The sequence below is a fragment of the Chitinophaga deserti genome (assembly GCF_003149455.1).
GTDB lineage: Bacteria > Bacteroidota > Bacteroidia > Chitinophagales > Chitinophagaceae > Chitinophaga > Chitinophaga deserti.
Map to the genome: position 1 here is coordinate 113,755 of NZ_QFFK01000010.1, position 25,615 is coordinate 139,369.

A 25,615-nucleotide genomic window follows, 5' to 3' on the forward strand; every position below is an offset into this window, starting at 1 on the left:
TGTATGCCCATAGAAATCAGAGAGCTTGTGATCCGCGCCAGGGTGGAAGAACCCGCTTCCGGCCAGTCCGGCGGCTCAGGACCTTCCGGCGGAAGCGCACCACAGCAGCAGACAGACATACAGCAGATCGTAGCGATCTGTACCGAAGAGGTCATGAAATTATTGAAGAAACAAAAAGACCGTTAACATGCTGGAATCTGTATTTGGCGGCGGTAAGCTGGAAAAAATGAGTATCCGCGCGTATAAGCCCACGGCCAACGCGAAGGATAAGCCCGTACTCAGCGACGCCGAAGGAGATAAATACATGGTGCAGGTAAACCCGGATAATTACGCCATCAACTACCGCGTCAATTACAACCGCAGGCCTGCCCCGGGAAACTCCGGCTCCGTTGCCAGGTATACCCATACCTCTCCTCCCGGACTGGAATTCACTTTCCTCTTCGATGGTACAGGCGTGGTACCGAAACCGGCCGGTCCGCTCGACAATGTGCCTATTGCCGGCGCCATTGCAGATCTTATCGCCGGTGGCGATGAATATGATGTGATGACGGAGCTGCAGAAGTTCGCCAAAGTGGTGTACCTCTTCGAAGGAAAGGAACACCGTCCGCGGCGGGTGCAGCTGAACTGGGGTAAGCTCGTGTTTACGGGGGTGCTCAGTACACTGGCCATCACCTACAAACTCTTTAAGCCCGACGGTACGCCCCTGCGCGCCGAAGCAAGGGCCGGTTTTGAAGGATCGATAGAGGATATGCTGCGTGAAAAGGTGGAAAACAAAAGCTCTCCCGACCTCACGCACGTACGCCAGGTAATTGCCGGAGATAATATCCAGCTTATGTGCCAGGATATTTATGGCACACCCAATCCATACATTGAAGTGGCAAGGGCGAATAAGATGTACAATTTCCGTAAGCTGAAAGACGGTTCTTCCATCTTCTTCCCGCCTGTTAAAAAGCAACCCAAATGAGCGACGAGGAATTACTGCCGATAGAACAGGAAACAAGCCTGGTTACATTCACCGTAAAAGTGAATGACGAGCCGGTGACCGGAGAGATACCCATCATCTCCGTAACCGTGTGGAACGAGGCTAACCGTATTGCCGGCGCAACCCTCCTCATTTCTGATGGCGATGTAGCCCTTGCAGACTGGCCGGTGAGTGCCGGAGAGCTCTTCCTCCCCGGTAACGAAATCGAGATCATGGCAGGGTATCACAGCCAGGAAGAAACCATTTTCAAAGGCATCGTAACCGCTCACTCCCTGAAGCTCAGGCAGCATGTGTCGGAACTACAGGTGGAATGCCGCCATAAAAGCTCGCTGCTGGCCATTGGCAGAAAGAGCGCTTTGTTTAAAGATCAGAAAGACAGTGAAATTGCCGCCACCATTCTGGATGCGGAAGAGCTGACAGGAGCCGTAGAGGAAACACCCGTGGCGCATGCCGAAATGGTGCAGTACAATGCCACCGACTGGGACTTCCTCATTACAAGGCTCGATGCTATCGGCTTTGTAGCCGTAGCCAACGAAGACAAGATCGATATTTTCAAACCTGCCGTGGAAACAGAAGGCGTTGCCATCCTGCGGTTCGGAACCAACCTCCTCGAATTCGACGGGGAGATAGATGGCAGCCTTCAATACGGCAGCATAAAAGCACAAAGCTGGGACCCTGCATCGCAGGCACTGCTGGAAGCAGAATCGTCCGAACCGGAATGGACAACACCCGGTGATCTGGCAGCTGCCGAAATGGGCGTACCGCTCTATACGCTGATACAGCCCGCAGGATTGAAAGAAGAAGAAGTGCAGCAATGGGCAGATGCGGCAGCCCTTCGCAGCCGGATGGCTTTCCTCTGCGGAAGGGCACAGGTGCAGGGTTTTTCGCAAGCTGTTCCCGGTATTACCGTAGCTCTGGAAGGGCTGGGTACCCGTATGAACGGTATGGCATGGGTAAGCGGTGTGCGGCACGATATAAGTGCCGGTAACTGGACGGTAGATCTGCAACTGGGTATGTCTCCCGAAAAACACACCGACCGGTTTCCCGTACAGGCCAAAGCCGCAGGCGCAATGCTTCCCGGGATCAACGGGTTGCACACTGCCATCGTGAAGGCGCTGGAAGGAGATCCGGATGGAGAAGGGCGCATCCTCTTACAGATACCATCAGTAGATACGGGAGACGATGGGGTATGGGCACGCGTATGTACCCTCGATGCAGGCGGCAGCCGCGGCAGTTACTTCCTCCCGGAAGTGGAAGATGAAGTGCTGGTGGGTTTTCTCGACGATGATCCCCGGTACCCCGTGGTGCTCGGAGGCCTTCACAGCAGTGCTAAAGCCGCACCGCTGGAAGCTAAAGACGATAATCATGAAAAAGGATTCTTTACCCGCAGTGGTATGCGCATCCTTTTCAACGACGATAAAAAAACGCTCGTCATCGATACGCCCGGCGGCAATATGCTGACGCTTGACGAAGATGCAAAAGAGCTGACGATCAAAGATCAGAACGATAATAAGATAGTGCTCTCGGCCGATGGGATCACGATTGAAAGCGCGAAAGACATTGTGATGAAGGCCTCCGGCAGCATCAAGGTGGAAAGTTCCACCGGGCTGGAAGCCAAGGCGGGCACGCAGTTTAAGGCGGAAGGCTCGGCGGGTATGGAGATCAGCTCCAGCGCTAATACCGTGATCAAAGGTGCGATGGTACAGATAAACTGATAAGATATGACAATGGCTGCAAGAGTGGGCGACATGCATGTTTGCCCGATGGTGACCGGAACAGTGCCCCATGTGGGCGGTCCGGCCCTGCCGCCCGGAGGCGCTACCGTCATGATAGGCGGGATGCCCGCCCTGCGTGTGGGCGATATGTGTACATGCACCGGTCCGCCGGATGCTGTTGTGAAAGGCTCCGGCACCGTCATGATCGGCGGGATGCCTGCAGCGAGGATGGGAGACAGTACGGCGCACGGGGGAAGTATCATCATCGGTTGCCCCACTGTAATGATCGGTGGTTAACGTTTAAAAAAAGAGTTGTTATGCCCCAGGAAAATGCATTTCTCGGAAGAGGCTGGAGCTTCCCGCCCACCTTTTCCAAACTCGACAAATCAGTCGTAATGCTGGATGCCGAAGCCGACATCCAGAGCTGTATAGCCCTTGTATTGTCTACCGAACTTGGTGAGCGCGTCATGCAGCCATCGTTTGGCTGGAAAAGGGACCGCTGGATTTTTGAATCCCTCGGTACCACTACCGCCACCGCCATTCAGGCAGAAATAGAAACGGCCCTGATAGTTTATGAACCGCGTATTAAACTGAACCAGGTAATGCTGCAGCAGGATCCCGCTGAGGCCGGAAAGGTAAGTATACTGGTAGATTACACCATTCGCAGCACCAACGCACGCCACAACCTTGTTTACCCCTTCTATCTAACCGAAAAATAACATGAGCGCTTCCGGACATATCTTGCAATACCTGCTGTCGGCCGATGGACTGAACCAGTCCAGCCGTTCCCAGCCCGCGCTTGACCCGGCTGCGCTTCCGCTCGACGGCCGTAGCCTGAGTGATCTTGCCGCCTTCGTCCATAAACTGGCCGCGCAGGTAAGGTATTACGATACACAGCGCAACCCGCAGGGCGACTGGCAGGCTTTCTTCGAACAGATTGCCGGCGCCAGTGAATCTCAGCTGCAGGCCATGCTGGCCGGAAACGGTAACCTCACGCCCCATCTGGCATTACTGATGGCGTACTTTAAAACGTTCTCCATCGTTCGCGACGATATCAATCAGCTCACGAAGAAAAGGCTGGACTATTACTACGAAGAAGTACTGCGCCTGCGCCGGACCACTGCTCAGCCTGATAAAGTACACGTACTCTTCGAACCATCCAAATTCGCGAAGCCACTGCTGTTGAAAGCAGGTACAGAACTCGACGGAGGAAAGGCGGCCAACGGTAAGCCCCTTCACTACGCCATCGACAGTGATATTGTGGTGACCCAGGCGAAAATTGCAGGGCTGCGTAACTCTTTCCGGGATCATAACACCGGCGGCAAAAGCATCCTTTTCAAATCCGCAGATGCCACTGCCGTGCGCATTGGTACCCGCACCGCCTGGCGGCCATTGGGTACGAAGCAACTGCCTATCCCGGAAGACAGTGGCCGGATGGAAGCCGCCACCATAGGGTGGGCCATTGCATCTCCCAACCTTTTGCTTTCAGAAGGCCTGCGCACCATAAAGCTGCAGATCCGGATGAAAGCGCCCGTTATCACTACCGAATTAGTTATTACCCCCCATCTGAAAATAGGGCTTACTACAGCAAAGGGATGGCTGGAAACTGATTTCGCATACAACGCTACCCTGAAACCCAAGTTACCACAGCTGCCTGACCAGGATAATGAAGTGACGCTGGAAGTATCTATGAGCCTGCCCGTGGAGCTGCCCGCCATCACGGCTTACAACGAAGGCGTGCACAAAGGATCGTTCCCGACAGGATGGCCGGTAATAAAAGTAGGCCTGGAGCCGCAAAGCTTCCTCATTGAAAAGTTGAGCGCGTTTACGCTGGTGGATATAACGGTGGAAGTAGGCGCGCAGGGCGTAAAAAAGCTTGTGCTGCAGAACGATCAGGCATTGCAGGCTGCAGATAAACCGGTATCGCCGTTTACCAGCCAGCCGCGCATCGGATCATCGTTCTACGTAGGGCACGAAGAAGCATTTAGTAAAACGCTGCAATCGCTCCGGCTTACATTGGAGTGGCAGGATCCGCCCCTTGATTTCAATGAATATTACGAGAATTACGGAAATAATAATGTGCAGAACGGGGTGTTCCGGGCAGACCTTCACCTGCTGAACAAACGCAACTGGAATTCCCGGCTGCTGAATGATGCGTTGTTGTTTGTGGGGAACAATCCTCCATCCCCGGCCACCATCAATGTGATTGAATCCACTTTTAATAATCAGACTGCCGCGCAGCCTTACCTCCGCAATCCCTCACTAACGCTGGGCGATGGTTTTACCCATGATGTGAATCAGGGTTTCGTGCGCCTTTCGCTTACGACGCCTACAGCTGCAGAGCTGGGTAACGCTCCGGCAGAAGAGCCCTTCGAGGCATTTGGTCATAAAACTTACCCGGTTGCATATACGAAAACCGTGATCGCGATCAGTAAAACCACCATCGGCGATCCGCCAACATTGCCGAAGCCGCCATATACGCCCGTACTGAAAAGCGTGATGATGGATTATACTGCACGCGATACTTTCCGGCCCGATCAGCCTAATGGCATCGATCAGTTTTTCCTGCAGGATGTATTTGGCCCGGCAGAACCGGTTTCCAACATACCATCTGCCCTGTTGCCGGAGCATCCGGGCGGGGGAGCATTATACATCGGACTGGAAGGTGCGGAAGCGCCGCAAACAGTATCGCTCCTTTTTCAGGTGGAAGAAGGCAGCCTCGAAAGTGCAACGCTGCTTCGCAGTACAGACCTGCAGTGGAGCTATCTCGCAGGCAGCGTATGGCAGCCGGTAACAGGTACCGATATTTTGGAAGAAAGTACCAATGGCATGCAGCGCCCGGGTATCGTGCGGCTCAACATCGGCACCGACGCTAGTTTACAGCATAGCCGTATGCCGGGAGGCCTGCGATGGATAAGACTGCATGTAACGGATAATCCGGGAGGCGCGGCTTCCCTGAAAGAGATATTCACACAGGCTGCCACAGCAACCCTGCTGCTGCCGGAAGGCGGGAGTGAAGGATATGAGGGCCATCTGGCCGCTCCGCTGGCGGCAGGTACCATCAGCAAACTGCTCAGGAAAATACCTTCGCTGAAGAAAGTAAAGCAACCCTTCGCATCGTTTGAAGGGCAGAGCCAGGAGTCGGATACTTCGTTTTACCGCAGGGTGAGCGAAAGGCTGCGGCATAAAAACCGCGCCGTATCTACCGAAGATTTCGAGCGGATGCTGCTGCAATACTTCCCGGGCATTTATAAAGTGAAATGTATCCCCCATAATACCCGCGACGGCTGGATGCAGCCCGGGCAGGTGCGTATGGTGGTGGTGCCCGACTGGCGTAAACGCCCCACGGGCGATCCCCTTCAGCCGAAAGCCAACCTGCATCAGCTGCGGGAGATGGGCGAATTCCTCACCGGGGCATATACCTCGCCCTTCGTCAATTTACAGGTCGATAACCCTACATATGAAACATTACTGATCGATTGCCGCGTGAGCTTTCACCCGGGTTTTGATCCCGGATATTACGGGCAGGTACTGGAAGAGGATCTGAAGAGGTTCCTCAGTCCATGGGCGTATGAAGAAGGGCAGGATATCGTATTCGGCGGTAAGCTGCATGCTTCAGAAATACAGTCATTCATCGAAGGCCGTGACTATGTGAATTACATCGTGGATTTCGCATTGTATCACCGGCATAACACAGACATAGGCGGCGGCATCGGGGAGATGAAGATCGGCACGGACTTTATCGTGGGTGTATCTCCCGAACCGGCCATCGCATCTTCCGACAATACCATCGCCGGTAAGGCCATCGGTGTCGACTTCGTGATAGGTGAGCCGGTGGATGTGGCTTCTGCCACCCGGCCGGATGCCATCCTGGTATCGAACGGCAGCCACCGTATTGCAGCATTGCCTGATGGAGCCATTACCTGCAGCGATCTGCAGGATGGCATCGGTCAAATGATCATCGGCCTCGATTTCATCGTTTTTACTTAATCCTCAAAAAATTTGCATCATGTCAGAACGTAGTAAAGCCCATTTAAAACAGGAGTTCAGGGACGGAGAGCGCCCAACGGGGAAAGACTTTGAAGACCTGATCGATTCTTTCGTCAGTAAAATGGACGACCAGGTAACAGTGGACCCTGTTACGCATAACCTCAACATCCCCGGTGGTATTAACCTCGCAGATACTGCACAGGGCAAAGCCGGAACGCTGCGCTTCAACGGAGGGCAGGTACAGGTGCACGATGGTGCCACATGGGGCCAGGTAAGTGGCAGCGGCGGAGCCTTTCAACCAATAGGAGGCGGGCCTAACGTAGGTTTTACCGGTGGAAACGTTGGTATCAACACGGCCGCCCAGGTACCCGTGGCACGGCTGGAAGTACGCTTTAATACCGTGGCACCCACAGCTGTGGATATTGCCAAGTTTGGTAATGCTGCAGTGGCCAATGGCGCTGCCGGCTTCACAGACTTTGCAGTGTTCGGTCATGCCACCCATGTGGTGCAAGCGAATAACTACGCCCTCCGTCAGGCCCCCGGAGGTGATGTGGCTATTAACGCCCCCGGTACGCAGAATATCTCATTCACCCACAGCCGTCTTACCAACCGCATGGTGATCCATGGTACCAGTGGCGCCGTACTCATCAACACCAACGCAACTATTCCCGGTAGTGTAAACAATGCCGTTGGTGCGCATATGCTGCAGGTGGCAGGGCATGCCTGTAAGACTGTTGGTGGCGGTACCTGGACCGATCTGTCGGACTTCCGCGCCAAACAGGATATCCGCAAACTGGAAGATGGCCTGGAGAAACTGATGAAAGTACGTACCGTACGATATCGCTACAACGGTAAATACAATACCACCACCGATCATGAAGAGTTCGGTATTATCGGACAGGAAATCCGTGAGATCTTCCCCTACATGACTTCCCTGGGTAAAGTGATAGACGAAGCCACCGGTAAAGAAGATGAAGTGGTAATGTTCAACGCCAGCCCGCTCACTTTCGTAATGGTAAACGCCATTCAGGAACTGACCACCCGCGTACAGGAACTGGAGAAAAGAATCAGCGCGATGGAAGGAAAAAAATAAACCATGGAACCGATCACACAAATACCAGCCGGTCCGCCGCCCATGAAAGGGCAGGACTTTAACCTGCTGCGGGCGGAAGGCCTGAAGGTACTGCAAGCTGCGGCTGGTACCAGCTGGACTAACCATAACCTCAGCGATCCCGGTATTACACTCCTGGAAGCCTGCTGCTACGCGCTTACCGAAGCGGGTCTTAAAGCAGGTATTCCCATGCGCGACCTCCTGGTCAGTGATGCCGGCGGAAGAGGGCAGGAAAGTCCTACTCCCGGTGTAGTATTACCCATGGCGCCCCTTACGATCAACGACTACCGGAAAACGCTCATCGATCATCCGCTGGTGCGTAATGCGTGGGTATTCCCCATAGAAGCTGCGCAGAGCGGGCTGCTCAAAGTGCTGCTGGAGTTTGAGGATAAGCAGGTTAATAACAACACCTTCAATATTCAGCTGAACGTAGACGTAAGCACTCCGCCTGATCCGCCGCTGATTATTCCCATTTCGGCAGACATCGCTTTTCCCTTCTGGGACGAAGCGGCTGCCAGGCCCTTCAGTGCCGACGTGCAACTGCAGAATGTAACGTTCCAGGATTTAGGAGGCGGTACTAACTGGGCACCGATCGAAAATTCAAGTTCCTTTCTCGCCCGTATTAATGTGCAGTACCAGCCACCCGCCGCATCGGTTACGGAGCTGGTGGTAGTAGCGCAGATCAATACCCTGCTGGAAGATCCGATTCAGCAAACCCCGCTGGTACTGGCGGCTTTACAAACATATATTTCCACCCTCGGCGATAATTCCCCGGCCGATCAATCGCAGCTCAAGCAATATAACCGCTGGGTGCTGGATGCCGCTGCAGCCGTACGCAGCGTGGAAATGTACATGCGCAGCCACCGGAACCTCTGCGAGAGGTTTGCCATGTTCCAGCCGGTGAGGCTACAGGAAGTAGCCATCAATGCAGGAATCGAAATTAATGCCGGTGTGGCGCCGGAAGAACTGATTGCTTCCATTCTATTCAATATCGACCAGCACATTACCCCGGTAGCCGTGATCCGCGGACTATCGGCCATGGGAGTGGATGTCCCGTCCCACGAATTGTTTGAAGGCCCTCCGCTGAACGGAGGCTTCCTGACAGATGAAACGCTTGTAGCCACTAATCTTCCCGAACGTCTTTTTTCTTCCGACATCCTCCGCATCATTCTCCGCCATCGCAATGCCGGTAACGAAGATGTAAATATCAGGGAGGATGTGAACAACCGCAGGATCGTATCTGTCCGCACACTCAGCCTGTCGCTCTACATCGATAACCGCATTGTGACTGACAGTGCCCGTGATACACTTTGCCTTGCCAACAGCCAGCAGCATATACCGCACCTGAGTTATTCCAAAACCAGGATCACTTTATTCCGGAATGGTATTCCCGTTCCGTACGACTGGCAGCAGGTGCTGGCACGTGTTGAGCAGTTGAAAGATGAATGGCTGAACGGCGGATTGGGTACGGGAGATGATCTTGCACTACCCGAAGCCGAAAGCATTGCCGTGGCAGATTATTATCCTATTCAGGAAGATCTGCCGCTAGTGTATGGCGTAGGCTCAGCAGGTTTGCCCGATTCTGCCACACTGGCCCGTAGGGCACAGGCCTTGCAATTGCAGGGTTACATGTTGTTCTTTGAGCAACTCACGGCAGGGCTCGCCAGCCAGCTCGGGAATCTGAACGCGTTCTTCTCCGCATCTCCAGACATAGACCGTACTATCTTCAACCAGCCGCTACCTCAACTGCCACAGGCACAATTGCTTTTAGGCGATGGATACGAAACGGCATTGCAGACTGCAGCGGAAACACCGGTACAGTTCCAGCAAAGGCGCAACAGGGTATTGAACCACCTGCTGGCCATGTTCGGAGAGAATATGAATGATACTTCATCATGGGCATTTCACGAAGCACTACAGCCGGATGCCAGTACACCGGTACTGTTGCCTGATTTGCTGGCGCATCAGCAGGAGCAGATGTCTAAAGCATCCCTTCAGCTGATACGTGAGAAATCCGCGTTCTATTACGCGCTGCCGGCATTGAGCCGGCACAGGGCACAATCGTTCGGCAACCCCGTATGGCTGGAAGATTCGGTTATTGATATCACTTTTTCCAACGGACAATACAATTGGACGATCCTCAATTCCGGCGGGCAACCGTTGCTGCGGGGCTATACCGCGGAAGAAGATCCGGCATCGGCACCAGCCAGGGAAACTGCCATGAAGGCAACGTTACAGGCAGCCGCAGCCATGAGTCTGGCCCGTTATACCGTAGCGTATTCCGCCCAGCCGCTGGGTGCGCCTTTCCACCTGCAGCTGCGTGAGCATCCGGATGCCGCCCCCTACGGCCGGTCAGTAGCACAATACCCCGATGCACCTACCGCTATCGCAGGAATTGCATTGATCAGGGCTTTTGTGCGCAGCCATTGGGAAAGGTTTGCACTTACACCACTGGAAAGGAAACTCTGTCATTTGCTGGAAATAGTGGTGCAGGAAAAACGGCAGCTGCTCTCATCTCTTGCAGATTATTTTGAAGTGTTTGATGAGCCACCTCCTATACAAAAGAAATTCAGGTTGTTCTCCGGCTTTGCACATACCGGCGATACATTGCTCGTAAGTGATGATGTATTCACCGGTGCTACTGATCCTGATGCCGTTACTGCTGCCCAGGCAGGTATTCAACTGGCCATTTCTAAGGGACTGAAGATAGAAAACTACCGTGTTGTTACTGCCGGTCCCAACCTGTTCCGTGTGCAATTGATGCTGACGGCTGGTGAGGTGCTGGCAACATCGGGCGGCACATTCCCGTCGGAGGAAGCTGCCAAAGCCGGTATCAGGCGCATATGGCTGATGCTGAACCGCCTTTTCAGCGGCGAAGGCATGTATATAACAGAGCACCTGTTGCTTGCTCCTGTTGATGATTCGGTGCCGCCACTGGTGATCCCGGATACAGCGGATCCTTATTCTTTCCAGATAACAGTAGTGTTCCCTTCAGGATATGCGAGCGACTTTAGTGGAGGCCCGCTTCAGCCCGACATGCCTGCCAAATACCGTGACCCTGAGTTCAGAAGGTTTGCGGAGAAGCAGGTACGCACTGCATGCCCTGCGCACATCCTGCCCCGGATATTGTGGGTAGACCGTGAGTTGCCCACCGCACCGGCAGGCTCTCCCGGATTTGGGCGCTTCGAATCTGCATGGCACGGATGGCAATCGGAATGGCTTACCGACGAAAACGATACTGCAACGCTACAGGCGCCGAGAGATGCGCTGGTAGCAGTTTTAAATGATATCATCGCTGCTGCAGAAAATGAATGATCTCCGGCATATGATCCACCGCCAGCTATTTGAGCTGACCGCCCATACCGGTACACCGGCGTGGGAGTGGGACCGTGCATCTGCGGATCTTCACCGTAACCACCTCCTGCCTGTGCTGGAAGCATGCTTCGACGAGGCTGACAAAAAAGGGGAGCATCTCATCATCGACCGGCTGGAAATTGATCTGGGTGTATTCAGTGGGAAGGATGCTTTTGCTAAAGAAGCAGGGGAGCGGCTGCGTGAGAAACTTCTGATCATTCTGCATGGGAAAAGGAATGAAGCGGCTGCACATATTATTCCTGCTGCTGCCGGTTCTCCTTCCAGACTTACAAATGGAGTAACAGAAACAAATACTACAGATTCCTTTGGGGAAGAGGGAGCATCCTTTCCTGTGAAAAAGCCCCGCCGTGAAACGCCTGCGGCGCTGATGAATGAAATGCAGGCACGGTTGACTGCTTTCCTTCACTTCCTCAAGGAAGGCCGTTTGCCCTGGTGGTTTGATCATGGAGGAACAGATTTTTTCGGCAAAGCGTTCCAGGATGGTTTAACGGAAAAAGAAGTGCGGAAGATCCTGTATGCAGTAGAGCGGGGGGCAGGTCAGTTTGAAAACTCCCGGCAGATAAATAGTAATGTACAGGCCATCCGCTGTGTGCAGGTGCTGGATGATGCGGTGATGCTGCGTATGATGGAAGAGAAAGGTTTGGCGATGCCCGAACTGCTACGCGAATGGGAATTGCTCAAAGCAGCCGTTCAGCGATTCGGACATTTCTATCCTGCTTTCCGCCAACGCTACTGGACGCTGCGGTTACAGACATCCAGCATTGAAAATTGGGATGAGACACATTGGGGAGTCATTTTCCCAACCGTTACGCCGGTGCATTTACTGGCAGTAATGCTTGGTGAGCTGTCTTCCGTAAAAGACGCATCTCTCGCACAATTCCTTGCTACCCGCCTTAAGGAGCAGCAAAATGGGAATGAGAAAACAGATGCCTCCGCTAATCCCGGTACTCAACCTAAATCAGAAACCGCTATAGCGGAAAGTAAAACGATCCGTAAACAGGAAGCAAAACATACGGCAAATAAGAAAAAAGAGATGGAGGAAGAAGACGGGCTTTATCTGGAAGCAGCGGGCCTCGTATTGCTGCATCCCTTCCTTACAGAATTATTCTCCGCCACCGGATGCCGAGCCAACAATGAATGGACGGAACAGGGCCGGCAAAAAGCAGTGCGGCTGCTGGGGTATTTATCGGACGGCGACGAAAACCTGCCTGAGTACCGGCTCGTTTTTCAGAAGATACTGGCAGGCCTTGTTCCGGAAGAACCACTGGAAGCCATAGCGCCGCTTTCGGATGAAGCACTGGCTTCCTGCGATGAACTGCTGGAGGCAGTACTCAAACATTGGAGCGCTCTTAAAAGCACCGGGAAAGACGGTTTGCGGGAAGGTTTCCTGCAAAGGCCCGGCATATTGCGCACCGGCACAAATGGCATGCAGCTCGAAATGGAAAAACGTGCGCAGGATGTACTCATTGCCCGCCTCCCCTGGGGCTACTCAATGGTACGACTGCCATGGATGGAACAATTGATCGCTGTAAACTGGGTATGATGAAATTTTTTAAAAACACACATATCATGAAGACTCCCAACCTCATTGTTTGGACGCTTGGCAGGAACTTACTCGTGCTCCTGCTGATGCTCATTCTTCCCCATCTGGCATTCAGTCAGTTTACTGTTAACATCGGATCGTCGCAGACTGTGAAGCTGCCACTCGTGAAAGTAGGTTCCGTCATTACGCCTGGTACCATAACCATAGGCATAGGCGGTGCAGGTGGCAACGTAAAATGGACGATCCAGGATCCCCCTCCTCCGGGCCTCGGCGGCCCTGATCCCGGTGAGTTCGGATTCAAGAAAGACGGCTTTAAAGGCCTCTTTCCTGCGGAAGAAGGACAGTCTACCTCTCCCGATGGCGACCTCGTAGTAGCAGGTACACCTACCGTTCCCGGCGCCTGGGAAATCAATATCCGTGTGCAGGATGAAAGCGTGGTCAGTCCGGATATCGCAGTTAACTCGGCGCAGATTAAGATTATTTTCGAAGCTACCCAGCCGTTGGACCTGGTACTGGTACTCGACCGTTCCGGTAGTATGTTCGAGAAAACAAGCACCGATATGGGTGCACCCACACGCTGGCAGGCCCTTAAAGAAGCCGTGGGCAATTTTACCAATCTGTATAAGGAGCACGCTATCGAAGGCAGCCGCCTGGGTATTACGTACTTCCATACAGATGCCACTCCCGTATCTCCCTGCTGCGGCGTCCTGAAACCAGTGGATGCCGGTTTGCCCGGCGTAGTGGTAGCGGAACTGAATTCTATCAATCCGGAAGACATGACCGCTATGGGTAAAGGCTTTATCAATGCAGTAGCCAAACTTACTACTCCTGATCGTGCACGTGGTATCCTGCTCTTTACGGATGGTATTCAGAACGAACCGCCGCTGGTACTCGATAATGGTACCGGTGTAACCGGCCAGCCTCCGTTTCCCACAGGAGTGGGTGGTATTAAGATCGCTACTATTGGTATCGGCAGCCCTGCACCGGAATATCACAGTGTGCTCATGAACCTGGCAAACAATAACCGCGGTAAATACAATACTACCCTCGACGGTACCAGCTATACCGCTCACCCCGGTGGTGATCCGGACGGCTCATTGGGTATGGGAACCGGATTTACGCAGCAGTTCATCACCATGCTTTCGCACTTCAGTCCGCAGCTGGTAACCAGTTCCGTGAAATTCGTTTCCAGCGCAGGCCGTACTGAACTCGCGAAATTCTCACTGAATAAAGATGTGGATAAGCTGGTGCTGGAATTTACCGGCAATATGTTGTTCTCTTCCACCCAGCTGCCTTACCTGCGCCAACTGATAGAAGTGCGGAAGAACGGTGTGCAGATCGGTAGTAACGGAAGACTGAGCTTTGCAGGAACATCAACCCGCAACTTCCTGATCGTATATGATTTCGGAGAAGACGGCGATACGCTCACCCCGCATGGTGATTGGGAAATCGCTTACTTCGAGCCGGTGATCGGCATAGCCGCTACACATGCAGCCGCCAATGTCCCCAAATCTCTCCGGCTGGGGCTTAATGTAGTGGCAGACGATCACTATGTGGATATGACCAGCTCCTTCTCGCCCAAACAACCCCGCGTGAAGAATTCGCTGAAACTGACCTTCGACCTCAAGCGCCTGCAGGTACCCATTACCGGTGCCGTTGTGAAAGTGGCCTGTGCCCGCCCCGGTGAAGATATCGGTAATGCCCTCGCACTCGATTCCCTGAAAGTAAAAATATCCGATGCGGATTCCACTGCTCCCGGTGTGGAGAAATGGGAAGAACTGATGAAGGACTCTACTTTCCGCAACCGTTTCAATGCGGTGAGCAACGTAGTAACCCTTACGCATGTAGGTAATGGTAAGTACGAAGGTACTTTTGACAGTCTTACCGTTGCCGGGGTATATCAGCTGGTATACTTCGTAACAGCGGAAACACCTGCCATGGGTAAATTCGAGCGCACCTTTACCGAAGCGGTATATGTAGCCTTCGGCGATGTGAATATGGCGGCCTCCAACGTTACCACTTCCATCGTAAACGGAACACTGGTGCTGAACTTCAGGCCCATGACCAGCTATGGCATGTATGTTGGCCCCGCACTAATGAATGCATTCAGTGTATCTAATCCCAACATTACCATTCAAAGAGTGGAAGATCACCAGGATGGCAGCTATACCATCACCTTCGGCGGTAAGATCGAAGAAGACACCAAACTCATATTACTCGGACAGGAAATTTATACCGGCAAGCTGGAAGATGCAGGCAAGAAACCGGGAACAGTGTTCGGATTGCCCTCATGGCTGATCTGGCTGCTGTTGCTGCTGATTATCATTCTGTTGTTCCTGCTGCTGCGCAGAAAGAAATAGGAGGGTTCCCGGCACTTGTGCCGGGCCCCTTTTAGCTAAGGAGGACTCATGAAGCCGCGCGTTTTTATACGTGCGGCTTCTGATGAAACTAATAAAAACGCATCCGGATGAAACAGGAAAAAAGCGGGACCCCGGCGGCCGCTCATGCCGCCACACCACGCGGAATGCCTTTCTTCCAGGCTAAGCTCGCAGTTAACGAGCCGGGAGATGCGCATGAAAAAGAAGCCGATGCCATGGCAGACCAGGTGATGCGGATGCCCGCACCACAGGCTGCTTTCGGAGGAAGTACCCCGTTCGTACAGCGTAAATGCGCTGCATGCGAACAGGAAGATAAAGAGATGGCCCAACGGATGCCGCTGGCAGAAAGGATTACCCCGGTAATTCCGCCTGCAGCCCAGCGGAAGTGTGCCGCCTGCGCGGGAGAAGAAGAAGCGCACCGCTCAGGTGAAGCTCCTGCTCCTGTAGTGGGTTCCGGAACAGAAAGCGCCATTAATGGTATGCGTGGCGGAGGTCAGCCACTGCCGGGCGATACCCGTGGATTCATGGAGTCCCGCTTCGGAAGGGATTTCGGCGACGTACGCGTACATACCGGTAATGATGCCGGACAGCTTAGTAAAAACCTCAGTGCCAGAGCATTTACGACTGGCAAAGATATTTTCTTCAACGACGGACAGTTTGCACCTAATTCTCACGCCGGCCGTCAGCTGCTGGCCCACGAGCTTACGCATGTGGTGCAGCAGGGCGGAACACTGGCACGTAAAAAGATTCAACGGTACGCATGGCCGTACAATTTGCGGCTAACGCGCGAAGTATCAGAAGCACGGTCGGAGACAATTTCCGGTGCTCCTGCAGCTTATGCCGCCTGGAACGGTACCTTCAACTGGACCTCCCGTTTCCACATCGGGCTGGATGCACTGCGTGGCAGGGCTACCATCACCATGCGGCTTCACTCCACCGCAACCCCTGCCGTACAGGCAGCATGGGCGGCAGCAATTCAAAGCCGGTGGAGTAATCACATGTATCTGAAGATACAGCCTGCAGGCGGGAGACTGGGCCCATGCAAAATGCCCATCTACGTTAATATCCAGTGGGAGCGGAGAGCGGCCGATGCGCATTATACCATCAACCCGCAAGGCGCAGGTGGCACCACAGGAGGCCGGGCCGGCTCAGGAGGAACGTCGAGCATGACGGATTGGGGAACAGCCGATACGCAGGATATTACGCATGAATTCGGGCATATGCTCGGCAATGCGGAGGAGTATTTCACCACCAATGGAACCAACTACGCTACGGGCGGCCGCAGAGGCTTCCGGGATGTGGGAGGCGGTATCATGAATAATCCTGCGGAAGCAGCACAACTCAGGCATTTTAACCTGCTCCGCGAGCAGGTGGCCCTCATGCTAAGACTCAACGCATCCAACGTGAATATTATTTACGATAACCCGGCCATAGAACTATGCCGTATCGATCTGGGCGACTTCCCCACGCCACGGCGCGAACCGGGTGATTTTCCATCCATATTAGAAGACGGAGATACTGCATATGCTTAAAACATCCAACATAAAACCCCCTCGTGCTTCCGGTAATGGTATACAGGAACCTTTTCTCGTGCATACCCTCGAATGGCTGAAAGCGTTTACCACAGCACGGCTGGAATCCCACTTCCGCCAGGCGCCCTATATCCGGCCGGAAACTCCCGTGCCGCCTGCCAACGATGAAACTTCTTTTGCCCGGTACGTGCGTCATGCCGAGCTTACTACAGAAGAAATACTGCTGCTTACCTGTGCTTTGGCACCCGGTGTTGTAGCAGGCTTCTTCGATAATATCATACAGTCCTATCTCCCGCAGGGTGGTGAATTTGCAGAATTCGGCGGGATGAAGGGCACTAACCACCGCGGTACTTTGCCAACAGGCGAAACTGTGATGTTCCTCCTTGCAGGCAGCGATGCAGGACTGCGGTTAAAACTGCTGCCCCTTTTTGGAGAAGGCAGTTACCTGTTCAGAAATAAAATCCTCATCCTGGAAGGCGTACGCTCAGGAGAGCCCGCGCTTAGCGGCCGGCTGATGGCAGATCCGGAATATGCTGAGGTATTCATGACCGGTCGTATTGCAAGGCCAAGGCTCAGTATGCAGTTTCCTGCAGAATATATTGAAACGCAGCTGGAGTGGGATGACCTTGTGCTGCCTGACGGTGTACGTGCGCAAATCCGGGAACTGGAAAGCTGGATTGCTCACCAGGGAGCGCTAATGCAGGAATGGAATATGGGCAGGAAGCTGAAACCGGGATACAGGGCATTGTTTTATGGCCCGCCGGGAACAGGGAAAACCCTTACTGCCACTCTCCTCGGGAAATACACCGGGCGCGATGTGTTCCGGGTAGATCTGTCTTCCGTAGTGTCAAAATACATCGGCGAAACGGAGAAGAACCTTTCTTCCCTGTTCGATAAGGCAGCGCATAAAGACTGGATATTGTTCTTCGACGAAGCGGATGCCCTCTTCGGCAAGCGAACCGGTGTACGTGATGCGCACGATAAATATGCTAACCAGGAAGTATCGTACCTCCTGCAGCGGATTGAGAGCCATGCGGGCCTTACCATCCTGGCTTCCAATTTCAAGAACAATATGGATGATGCATTCATCCGCCGTTTCAATTCCATCATCTACTTTCCGCCACCCCGTGCGGAAGACAGGCTGCTGCTATGGAAGAAAGCTTTCCCTGCCGCGGCAAAGCTGCAGAAAGACGTGGACCTGAAGGCGGTGGCAGAACAATACGAGCTTACCGGATCGCATATACTGAATGTGGTACAATATGTATGTCTACAGGCGCTGGACAGAGGTGGTCCTGAAATAGGGCATGCCGATGTGCTGCGCGGTGTAAAGCGTGAACTGGAAAAAGAAGGTAAATAACCCATCAATATTTTCATCATGATTACTCCAGCTATCAAACAAAAGATCATGGCCATCGTGAACGTGTTCGAGACAGGTTCTGCAGAAGGCGAATACGATGCCATCTCTGTATTCCCCGACGGAAGGAACGGCTCCCGGCAGATCACTTACGGGCGCAGTCAAACCACCGAGCAGGGGAACCTCCGTAACCTCATTTCCCGGTACGTGGATCTGAACGGGCAGTTCTCGGACCAGTTCCGGGTATACCTGCCAAAGATCGGGACGGTGCCGCTGGTAAACGATAATGAGTTTAAAAGACTGCTGAAAGTGAGTGCCCAGCAGGATCCGCTGATGCGGCAGGCGCAGGACGAAACATTTGAGATCCTGTACTTCGAACCGGCCATGCACTTCTTTACTGCTGAGCAATTTGCGTTACCCCTCAGCCTGCTGGTGATTTACGATAGCTTCATCCATTCCGGTATTGTTCCGGGATTTCTGCGGGCACGTTTCGCAGAGCGAACTCCATTACGCGGCGGGGATGAAAAAGCATGGATATCAGCCTATACGCAAACACGCAACAACTGGCTGGCTACGCATTCGAAGAAATTCCTGCGGCCCACGGTATACCGTACCAAAACATTCCTGAACGAAATGAATAAAGGCAACTGGATGCTCGACCAGCCTGTTAAGACACAGGGCGTAACCATCCCATAAACATATGTCCACAGGCGCAATACCACATATAGGCCATACCCACCCCGGCAACCAGACTCCCGCACATGAACATGCAGAGAGTGCCGGCAATCACGAAGAGCGTCCGTTCTTCGGGGGCATGCCTGTGCAGGCCAAGCTGGAAGTGAGCCCTCCCGACGATCCGCAGGAACGGGAGGCAGATGCCGTGGCGGATGTGGTAATGCGTTCGCAGGATCCATCCTCTCCACCGGAAGCCCCCGGTGGTGCATCGGGCTTCATTCAGCGGGAATATATGGGTACTATGCCAGAGGCGCCCGTTCAGCGCGCCTGTGCCACCTGCGATGCGGAAGATATGGTGCAGCGATCAGCCTATACGGGTAGTAGTGGTGAAAGCGTTCAGCGAAAATGTGCCGCCTGTGAATCGGAAGAAGAAGTACACCGCATGCCGGTGCAACGGAAATGTGCGGCATGTGAAAAGGAAGAACTGGTGCAGCGCTCTGCGTATAGCTCTTTACCCCAAAGCGATACAATCCAGCGCTCCTGCGAAGAGTGTAAGATTGAAGATGCTTCGAAGGAAGAAACGGAAGAAGACGCGGAAAGTGATGCCTTGGAAGAAGAAGCCCAGCCTGATGAAACAGGAGGCGCAGGTGGTGGGAATACCGTAAGTCCTAAAGAAGCTCCGGGTGGTGCGGGACCTGCCAGCCCGGGTTTTGAATCAGGATTGCGTGCCAGTAAGGGAAGCGGAGCGCCTATGAGTGGCGGGCTCCGCGCCAGTATGGAAGGCCGGTTTGCACAGGATTTCAGTCATGTGCGAATTCATACAGGAAGCAAAGCGGCGGCAATGTCTGCCAGCATCAATGCACAGGCATTTACACACGGGTCAGACATTTACTTTAATCAGAATAAATTCGACGGTCAGTCCGATTCCGGTAAACGCTTGCTTGCACATGAACTGACACACGTAGTGCAGCAAACTGGCAGTGCCCCCATTCAGCCAAAGGTGCAGCGGGCGGAGGAAGCCAAGATCGGTAACTGGGCACACCAGAATATCCAGACAGGAATGCGGGGGAAAGATACCAACCTCATTACCGAAGCCGGTATACCGGGAGCCACACGTCACGGTGCTAAAATCAACAACGCCGGATTTGCGGATCTCTATAAAGCCGACGGGCATGTGGTTTCCGCCGTTCAGGCAGAGATACGGGGAGAAGGAGGCGATAAGGATGATGTGGATTATACCTATAAGGGTTTCATGCAAAGCGGGAAGCGCGCACTGGAAATGAAGCAGAACGCGGGAGGCATCAAACGTGGTCCCAAATACACGGCTAAAACCGATACCTGGGACTGGAACCCTAACTTCCCGCCAAACTTCTGGATCGGGGAAATCAAGCCCCTGTTCCTTTTTGATTTTCCGGGTTCCGCAGGTACACTCAGTGGAGCCTTCAATCAGCAAAGCCATTATATAGAAGGATTCCAGGAGTTCGTAAAGCAGGTTCATAAAGACACTAACCGGCCGGGTAAAACCGGCAGCAAAGCTCCCGCAAGCATAACCGGGCATACGCTCGACCTGGACCCGCTTATCCCTGATGCCATTAACTACAAGAAATTCGATGCACAATACAATCAGTATGGGAAAGATGCCATCCTGAAAAAAGACACCAAGCAAAGGGTATGGATCTATAACATGGGGCATGGTATCGCCGTGTATTTCCTCATTAAAGATCCCTATGCGCCACCTAAGTATCCTGAGCATATCGAAAACCAGCTTACGAAGCTGGACCCATTACTGAAAGAGCTCAGGAAGAAAAAGCCCGACATGAACCCCGTACTGGGCCCGAAGCGCATCCAGAAGAAAGATGAAGCAAAAACGGATTGGGATGCTGCCCATAAGAAATGGGAAGGAAGTCGTAAGTCATGGGCAGGCGGGCACGCCGGAGTGGAGAAGCCGAAGAAGTTCCTGAAAGAGCAGGCTAAAGGCATCCTGAAGCGTGGTAAGGTGGATAAGGAACTGAAGATCAAAACCTCTGCCGATCAGGCCAAAAAGCTGAAGCAGGTAAAAGATGTCCGCTTCTGGAGTGGCCTGCGTGGCCGCATCTTTGGGGCACTCCGTTTTAAATTCGCCAAAACATTCGATAAGGTAGAGGCGATGTTCGAAAGGGTGCGCGACAGGTTCAAGAAGCACCGCGAGAAAGCGGAAGCCATGAAATCCAACGCAGGCGTATTCGATGGATGGAAGAAAGTAGCCACCAAAACCATCATCCGGCTGGCAGTGAAGATCTTCCAGGAAATGATAGGCCTGGCGTTCCAGGGCTTCGTGAAATGTATGAACGGTGTGCTGGGCGTAATCGTAGGCAAATATGAAAAAGGGCTGGAAGAGCAGGGCGAAGAAATGTTGAAAGAACTGCGCCCGCAATGCTGTGAGGTAATGAGCTTCAAAGAGATGTTCGACCGGCAGGTGGAAAAGCACGAGGAAGAGATCAAGAAATTTACCGAAGCTGTGGAAACCATTCAGGCATGGCGCGAAATATTAGACCGCGTGGAAATTGCCGTACGTATAGGTGTTCAGGTAGTATCGTGCGGCACGCCACCCGCATTAGGTTGCCTCTGGGGGCTTGTGGCGCAGCTGGGTATATCGGCCGGCCTCAGCCTGTTGTCTAGAACAGATTATTTCGAGAACAATATCGCCAAGCCCGCTGCGCAGGCACTGATGGATGCCATCGTTGGGGAGAAGCTGCATAACTTCATGATCGACCTGCTGGAAGGTACCCCGCTCAAACCGTACCTCGCCGGGGCAGATGGCTGCCAGCGCATTAAGAAAGGCGGCGGAGGTGGCGGAATGGGTGCCATCGGTGGAGGGCTGGATAAACTCAATCCCAACGATCCTGCAATAGCCAAAGCACGCAAGGAATGGGAAGCAGAGTTTAAAGATGAAATGCTGGCTGACCTCAATAAAGTCTTCAAACAGGGCGATAAGCCCATGACCGAAGCGGACTTCAAAGCCATGGTAGACGCACTCAAGAAATCGGGCAAGAAGCCTGAAGAAATGAAGAAGCTCCTCGAAACAGGTAAAGATGCACAATCCGGACAGATCGATTTCGCCAAAGCCCTCAAGGCCGTGAGCCGTAAAATCGATTACGATAAAGCCAAACGCACAAATGCCAGCTACCAGAAAGCCATTGGCTGGAAGCCTGAACTGTTCCAGCCCGGTGCTACTGACGCAACAACGGATGAGTTTGCCAATGCGGTATATGACCTGCAGGAATCTATGGGTGTACATGCCGACGGGATCGCCGGTGGCGGCACCACACAGAAAGTGTATGAGAAAAACGGACTGGAGAAAGATGAAGTGTATAAGAATGCCAAGGCCGTAGAAGCTACCGAGAAAGCAGAAAAAGAACGGAAAGCCAACGAGAAGATGGAGGAGGAAGTAAGGAAGAAGATGGAAGAATTCTACAAGAAACCGGAAGTGGTGGCTGCCATGGCTAAATCTTTCCCGTCAGACAGTGCCCTCAAACAGGATCTGGAATCCTATACCAGCTGGGAAAATGTTCCCAAAGGAGGGTTACGATTCCTGAAACGCTCCTACGGCGGATTAATGCTGTTGAAGACTTCCGGCGGTGCCAGGATGGGTGCTTCCGTAAAAGTGGCGGAAGTTGAACGGGAAGGCCATAAAGAACTGGTGGTTGTGGACATCATGAAGTTTTACCTGATGGACAATATCAAGGCCGTTACCATGAATGATTCCGATTCCATGGACGGAATCAGTGTTAACTGGACCAGCAAAGACGGTAAAATCAAGCTCCAGGCCTTCGAGTTCTTAACTGGCCAGAAAACGGGAGATCTCCTCACGCTCGATCACCTCTTCCTCCTCTGGAGATTTACGAACTTTTACTGATAACACCCCCGCACATCCCAATTCTCTCCGCCAAGCCCCGAAATTTGCTATTTTCGCTCCTTATACCAATCGTAGTTATCATGAAAAGAATTATCGGCCTGGTTGTAATGGTATTGCTGGGATCTGTTACCGCCAGTGCGCAAACTGACCGCTGGCAGCAGCGCGTTAAGTACAAAATGGATGTTACTGTGGATGTTAGCACCCACCGTTTTACCGGCAAACAACAGCTGGCTTATACCAATAATTCTCCCGACACCCTTTTTCGTGTGTTTTATCACCTGTACTGGAATGCTTTTCAGCCCGGCAGTATGATGGATCAGCGCAGCCAGGAGCTGGGAAAGATCGGGGTGTCTAAAGACGCGAAAGGAAATATCAAGTACGACTGGGATGCCCGGGTAACCGACCGTATCTCTAAGCTCACGCCCGCTGAAATCGGCTACCAGAAAGTACTGTCACTCAAGATGAACGGCCGCCAGCTTTCCTGGAAAACGGAAGGGACCATCCTTGTGGTGGAACTGGATAAGCCCATCCTGCCTAAGTCTACCGTTAATTTCGATATGGAATTCGAATCACAGGTGCCGGTGCAGATCCGCCGCAGTGGAAGGGAGAACAGTGAAGGGGTGGATTATTCCATGGCACAATGGTATCCGAAAATGTGTGAGTATGATAATGAAGGATGGCATCCCACCCCTTACATCGCCCGTGAATTTTACGGCGTATGGGGCGATTATGATGTAAAAATCACTATCGACAAAAAGTATGTACTGGCAGGTACCGGTTATCTCCAGAATCCCGGCCAGATCGGATATGGTTATGAAGCCCCTGGCACTAAAGTAACCCGTCCGGCAGGCAAAACGCTCACCTGGCATTTCCTTGCCCCCAACGTACACGACTTCGTTTGGGCTGCTGACACTGATTATAAGCACATTACTAAGAAGGTAGACAACTTCACCGCTCACTTCTTTTACCTTGAAAATGAAAATACCCGCAGCACCTGGCCGCAACTGGCAGAGATGATCCCCGCGGCGTACGCCTATATCAAAAAACACTTCGGTGCATACCCCTACGAGCAGTATTCCTTTATTCAGGGAGGCGATGGCGGTATGGAGTACCCCATGGCTACGCTTATTATGGGCAATGGTAAAATGGACGGTCTCTACGGCGTTGCCATCCACGAATGGATGCACTCCTGGTACCAGGGCATGCTGGCTACCAACGAGAGCCTGTACCCCTGGATGGATGAAGGGTTTACCACTTTCGCGGAAGATCTGACTATCGGTAATACCATCGATTCACTCAAAGGCAACTGGCATCACGAAGGCAGCTATAGAAATTATTTCCGGCTGGTACGCAGTGGCTTCGAAGAACCCATCAGCATGCATGCCGATCATTACAATACTAACCTCGCATATGGTGTCAGCTCATATTCCAAAGGTGCTGTATTCCTCGAGCAGCTGGGTTATGTAATTGGCGCAGCTAACCGCGATGCGGGGCTTCACAGGTATTACCGCGACTGGCGTTTTAAACACCCGAATGCGCGCGACTTTATCCGCGTTATGGAGAAAGAAAGCGGTCTTCAGCTCGACTGGTACCTGCAATACATGGTGAACACCACAAGGCATATCAACTACGCGCTGGATAGTATTCATGAAGCCAATGGTAAAACAGTGGTAGTGATCCGTAACGCCGGCGATTTCCCCATGCCCATTGATTTGCTGGTGGAAACAAAAGACGGGCGCAAAGAAATGCACTACATTCCGCAATCCATTATGTTCGGCAACAAGCCAAACGAAGATGAAAGCGTGAAGCGCATCATCCATGACAGCTGGCAATGGACGCAGCCTGCTTACCGCATAGTGCTGGATGCGCCGCTGTCTCAGATTAAAAGCCTGGAGATCGATCCCAGCCAGCGTATGGCTGACGTAGACCGCAGCAACAACAAGGCAGTATCCAAATAGGATACTGATTGAATATAATAAACGAAGGCCGCAGGGATTACTCCCTTGCGGCCTTTTTGTTTGTTCTGGTTATGTTAAAAGGTTTCACATTCTCGGCAAAGATCCAGCTCCGATTTGCGGCGGCGTAAAAGCAGGTTGAGATAACGTTTCCGGTTTTCGGAGTGAAGGATGGAAACAATGTCCTGCTGCTGCACATTACCCACTACCCCTTTGCTGTTGAGATCGCTGCAGCAGACAGTGATATCGCCATTGGGAAGTAGTACCATCTGTTTCATCAGCATGCTGCAGCCTATCTTATGACGTTTCTGACGGGCGATAACGGTAGACACTTCTCCGGCCCAGTTGTGCAGGCGGCGCAGCTCAAACCAATCCAGCTTTTCATACAGCTCCCTGAATTCGGGATGCATCCACTTCGTTTGAAGCGGCTTGTCTCCGGGAATGCAGGTGATACCGTATATCCGGGCGGGTTTGCCCATCCTAACATTTACTGCATGCAGGTTTTTTACGTTCTGGAAGAAGACGGGCCATATAGCATTGGTGCGCATGGCTTCAAAGGATTCGGGGGTGCCTCCGTCGAAACTCAGGCCTATTACATCTACCACGCCGAGTTGTAGAATATCCTCCGCCAGTTTTTCCCGCAGCAGCATGCCATTGGTCAGCATACGTATTTCCGGGAATGGAAGGCGGAGTGCCCGTGCCTGTTGTTTGTATTTGCCAATAATGGCAAGCATTTCCAGACGCTTGGGATGAAGCAGTATTTCCCCGCCATTATGAAGATTAATTACTTCTACTTTCCGGAAGCGGCTGTCGGCCAGCATCTGGGAGAAGAACAGTTCCAGCGTTTCTGCACTGATAGCCTGTTTGGGTTTGAGATGGTCGAGGGAGCAGAAGGAGCAGCGGAGGTTGCACTGGCTGGCAAATTCAATGTTGATCTCCCTTACGCTAAGGCGTTTCTGATGCCCCGGCATACGGTAATAGTAGAAATAATCCGCCACATATACGAGGCCCTGAAGTGTTTCGATAAAGGGCCACAGAATGGGGTTGTGATAGAACCATTTTTTGAAATGCTGGCGCAGCGAAATATACATGGCTTCTCCGTGTTTTGTA

16 protein-coding genes are annotated in these 25,615 nt (G+C 52.8%); 15 read left to right on the forward strand and 1 reads right to left on the reverse strand.

The genetic code is table 11. From position 1 onward, the window contains the following. Positions 1 to 3 precede the first annotated feature (3 nt). The 15 genes from DEV76_RS21455 to DEV76_RS21530 all read left to right on the forward strand — a co-directional run bounded on the left by DEV76_RS21455 (position 4) and on the right by DEV76_RS21530 (position 24,508). Positions 4 to 186 (forward strand): DUF5908 family protein, encoded by a 183-nt coding sequence (locus DEV76_RS21455; protein WP_109699997.1) that lies wholly within the window; start codon positions 4 to 6, stop codon positions 184 to 186. Between the two features lies 1 nt (position 187). Next, complete coding sequence (locus DEV76_RS21460) at positions 188 to 964, forward strand: CIS tube protein (protein ID WP_109699998.1); 777 nt, start codon at positions 188 to 190, stop codon at positions 962 to 964. Beyond that, entirely contained in the window at positions 961 to 2,697 is a 1,737-nt protein-coding gene (gene vgrG / locus DEV76_RS21465) for a type VI secretion system tip protein VgrG (protein ID WP_109699999.1), read from the forward strand. Before DEV76_RS21460 ends, vgrG begins: the two co-directional genes overlap by 4 nt. 6 nt (positions 2,698 to 2,703) lie before the next feature. Continuing rightward, the gene (locus tag DEV76_RS21470; RefSeq protein WP_109700000.1) at positions 2,704 to 2,994 is read left to right on the forward strand and encodes a PAAR domain-containing protein; all 291 of its coding nucleotides are present in this window, start codon (positions 2,704 to 2,706) and stop codon (positions 2,992 to 2,994) included. 20 nt (positions 2,995 to 3,014) lie between these two features. Then, positions 3,015 to 3,416, forward strand: a complete 402-nt coding sequence (locus tag DEV76_RS21475; RefSeq protein WP_109700001.1) for a GPW/gp25 family protein — start codon at positions 3,015 to 3,017, stop codon at positions 3,414 to 3,416. 1 nt (position 3,417) lies between these two features. After that, on the forward strand, positions 3,418 to 6,687 hold the full coding sequence (locus tag DEV76_RS21480; protein WP_109700002.1) for a baseplate J/gp47 family protein: 3,270 nt from the start codon (positions 3,418 to 3,420) through the stop codon (positions 6,685 to 6,687). A 19-nt stretch (positions 6,688 to 6,706) separates the two neighbouring features. Further along, positions 6,707 to 7,780 carry a tail fiber domain-containing protein gene (locus DEV76_RS21485; RefSeq protein WP_109700003.1) on the forward strand — a complete coding sequence of 358 codons (1,074 nt, stop codon included), beginning with the start codon at positions 6,707 to 6,709 and terminating at the stop codon, positions 7,778 to 7,780. Positions 7,781 to 7,783: 3 nt separating this feature from the next. After that, positions 7,784 to 11,113: a hypothetical protein gene (locus DEV76_RS21490; protein WP_157963028.1), complete on the forward strand. Its 3,330-nt coding sequence runs from the start codon at positions 7,784 to 7,786 to the stop codon at positions 11,111 to 11,113. Further along, on the forward strand, positions 11,082 to 12,716 hold the full coding sequence (locus tag DEV76_RS26025) for a contractile injection system tape measure protein (RefSeq protein WP_157963029.1): 1,635 nt from the start codon (positions 11,082 to 11,084) through the stop codon (positions 12,714 to 12,716). Before DEV76_RS21490 ends, DEV76_RS26025 begins: the two co-directional genes overlap by 32 nt. Before the next feature lie 26 nt (positions 12,717 to 12,742). Then, positions 12,743 to 15,076 (forward strand): vWA domain-containing protein, encoded by a 2,334-nt coding sequence (locus tag DEV76_RS21505; RefSeq protein ID WP_157963030.1) that lies wholly within the window; start codon positions 12,743 to 12,745, stop codon positions 15,074 to 15,076. Positions 15,077 to 15,183: 107 nt separating this feature from the next. After that, positions 15,184 to 16,626, forward strand: coding sequence for an eCIS core domain-containing protein (locus tag DEV76_RS21510; RefSeq protein ID WP_109700008.1), 1,443 nt, complete (start codon positions 15,184 to 15,186; stop codon positions 16,624 to 16,626). After that, positions 16,619 to 17,983 (forward strand): ATP-binding protein, encoded by a 1,365-nt coding sequence (locus tag DEV76_RS21515; protein WP_109700009.1) that lies wholly within the window; start codon positions 16,619 to 16,621, stop codon positions 17,981 to 17,983. The genes DEV76_RS21510 and DEV76_RS21515 overlap by 8 nt, the downstream gene beginning before the upstream one ends. Before the next feature lie 18 nt (positions 17,984 to 18,001). Then, positions 18,002 to 18,676 carry a chitosanase gene (locus tag DEV76_RS21520; protein ID WP_109700010.1) on the forward strand — a complete coding sequence of 225 codons (675 nt, stop codon included), beginning with the start codon at positions 18,002 to 18,004 and terminating at the stop codon, positions 18,674 to 18,676. Positions 18,677 to 18,680: 4 nt separating this feature from the next. Further along, positions 18,681 to 22,550, forward strand: coding sequence for an eCIS core domain-containing protein (locus DEV76_RS21525; RefSeq protein WP_198652156.1), 3,870 nt, complete (start codon positions 18,681 to 18,683; stop codon positions 22,548 to 22,550). A gap of 80 nt (positions 22,551 to 22,630) precedes the next feature. Further along, positions 22,631 to 24,508: a M1 family metallopeptidase gene (locus DEV76_RS21530; RefSeq protein ID WP_109700011.1), complete on the forward strand. Its 1,878-nt coding sequence runs from the start codon at positions 22,631 to 22,633 to the stop codon at positions 24,506 to 24,508. A 74-nt stretch (positions 24,509 to 24,582) separates the two neighbouring features. Here DEV76_RS21530 and DEV76_RS21535 read toward each other — a convergent pair whose 3' ends face one another. Beyond that, positions 24,583 to 25,596, reverse strand: coding sequence for a radical SAM/SPASM domain-containing protein (locus DEV76_RS21535; protein WP_109700012.1), 1,014 nt, complete (start codon positions 25,594 to 25,596; stop codon positions 24,583 to 24,585). Between the last annotated feature and the right edge of the window lie 19 nt (positions 25,597 to 25,615).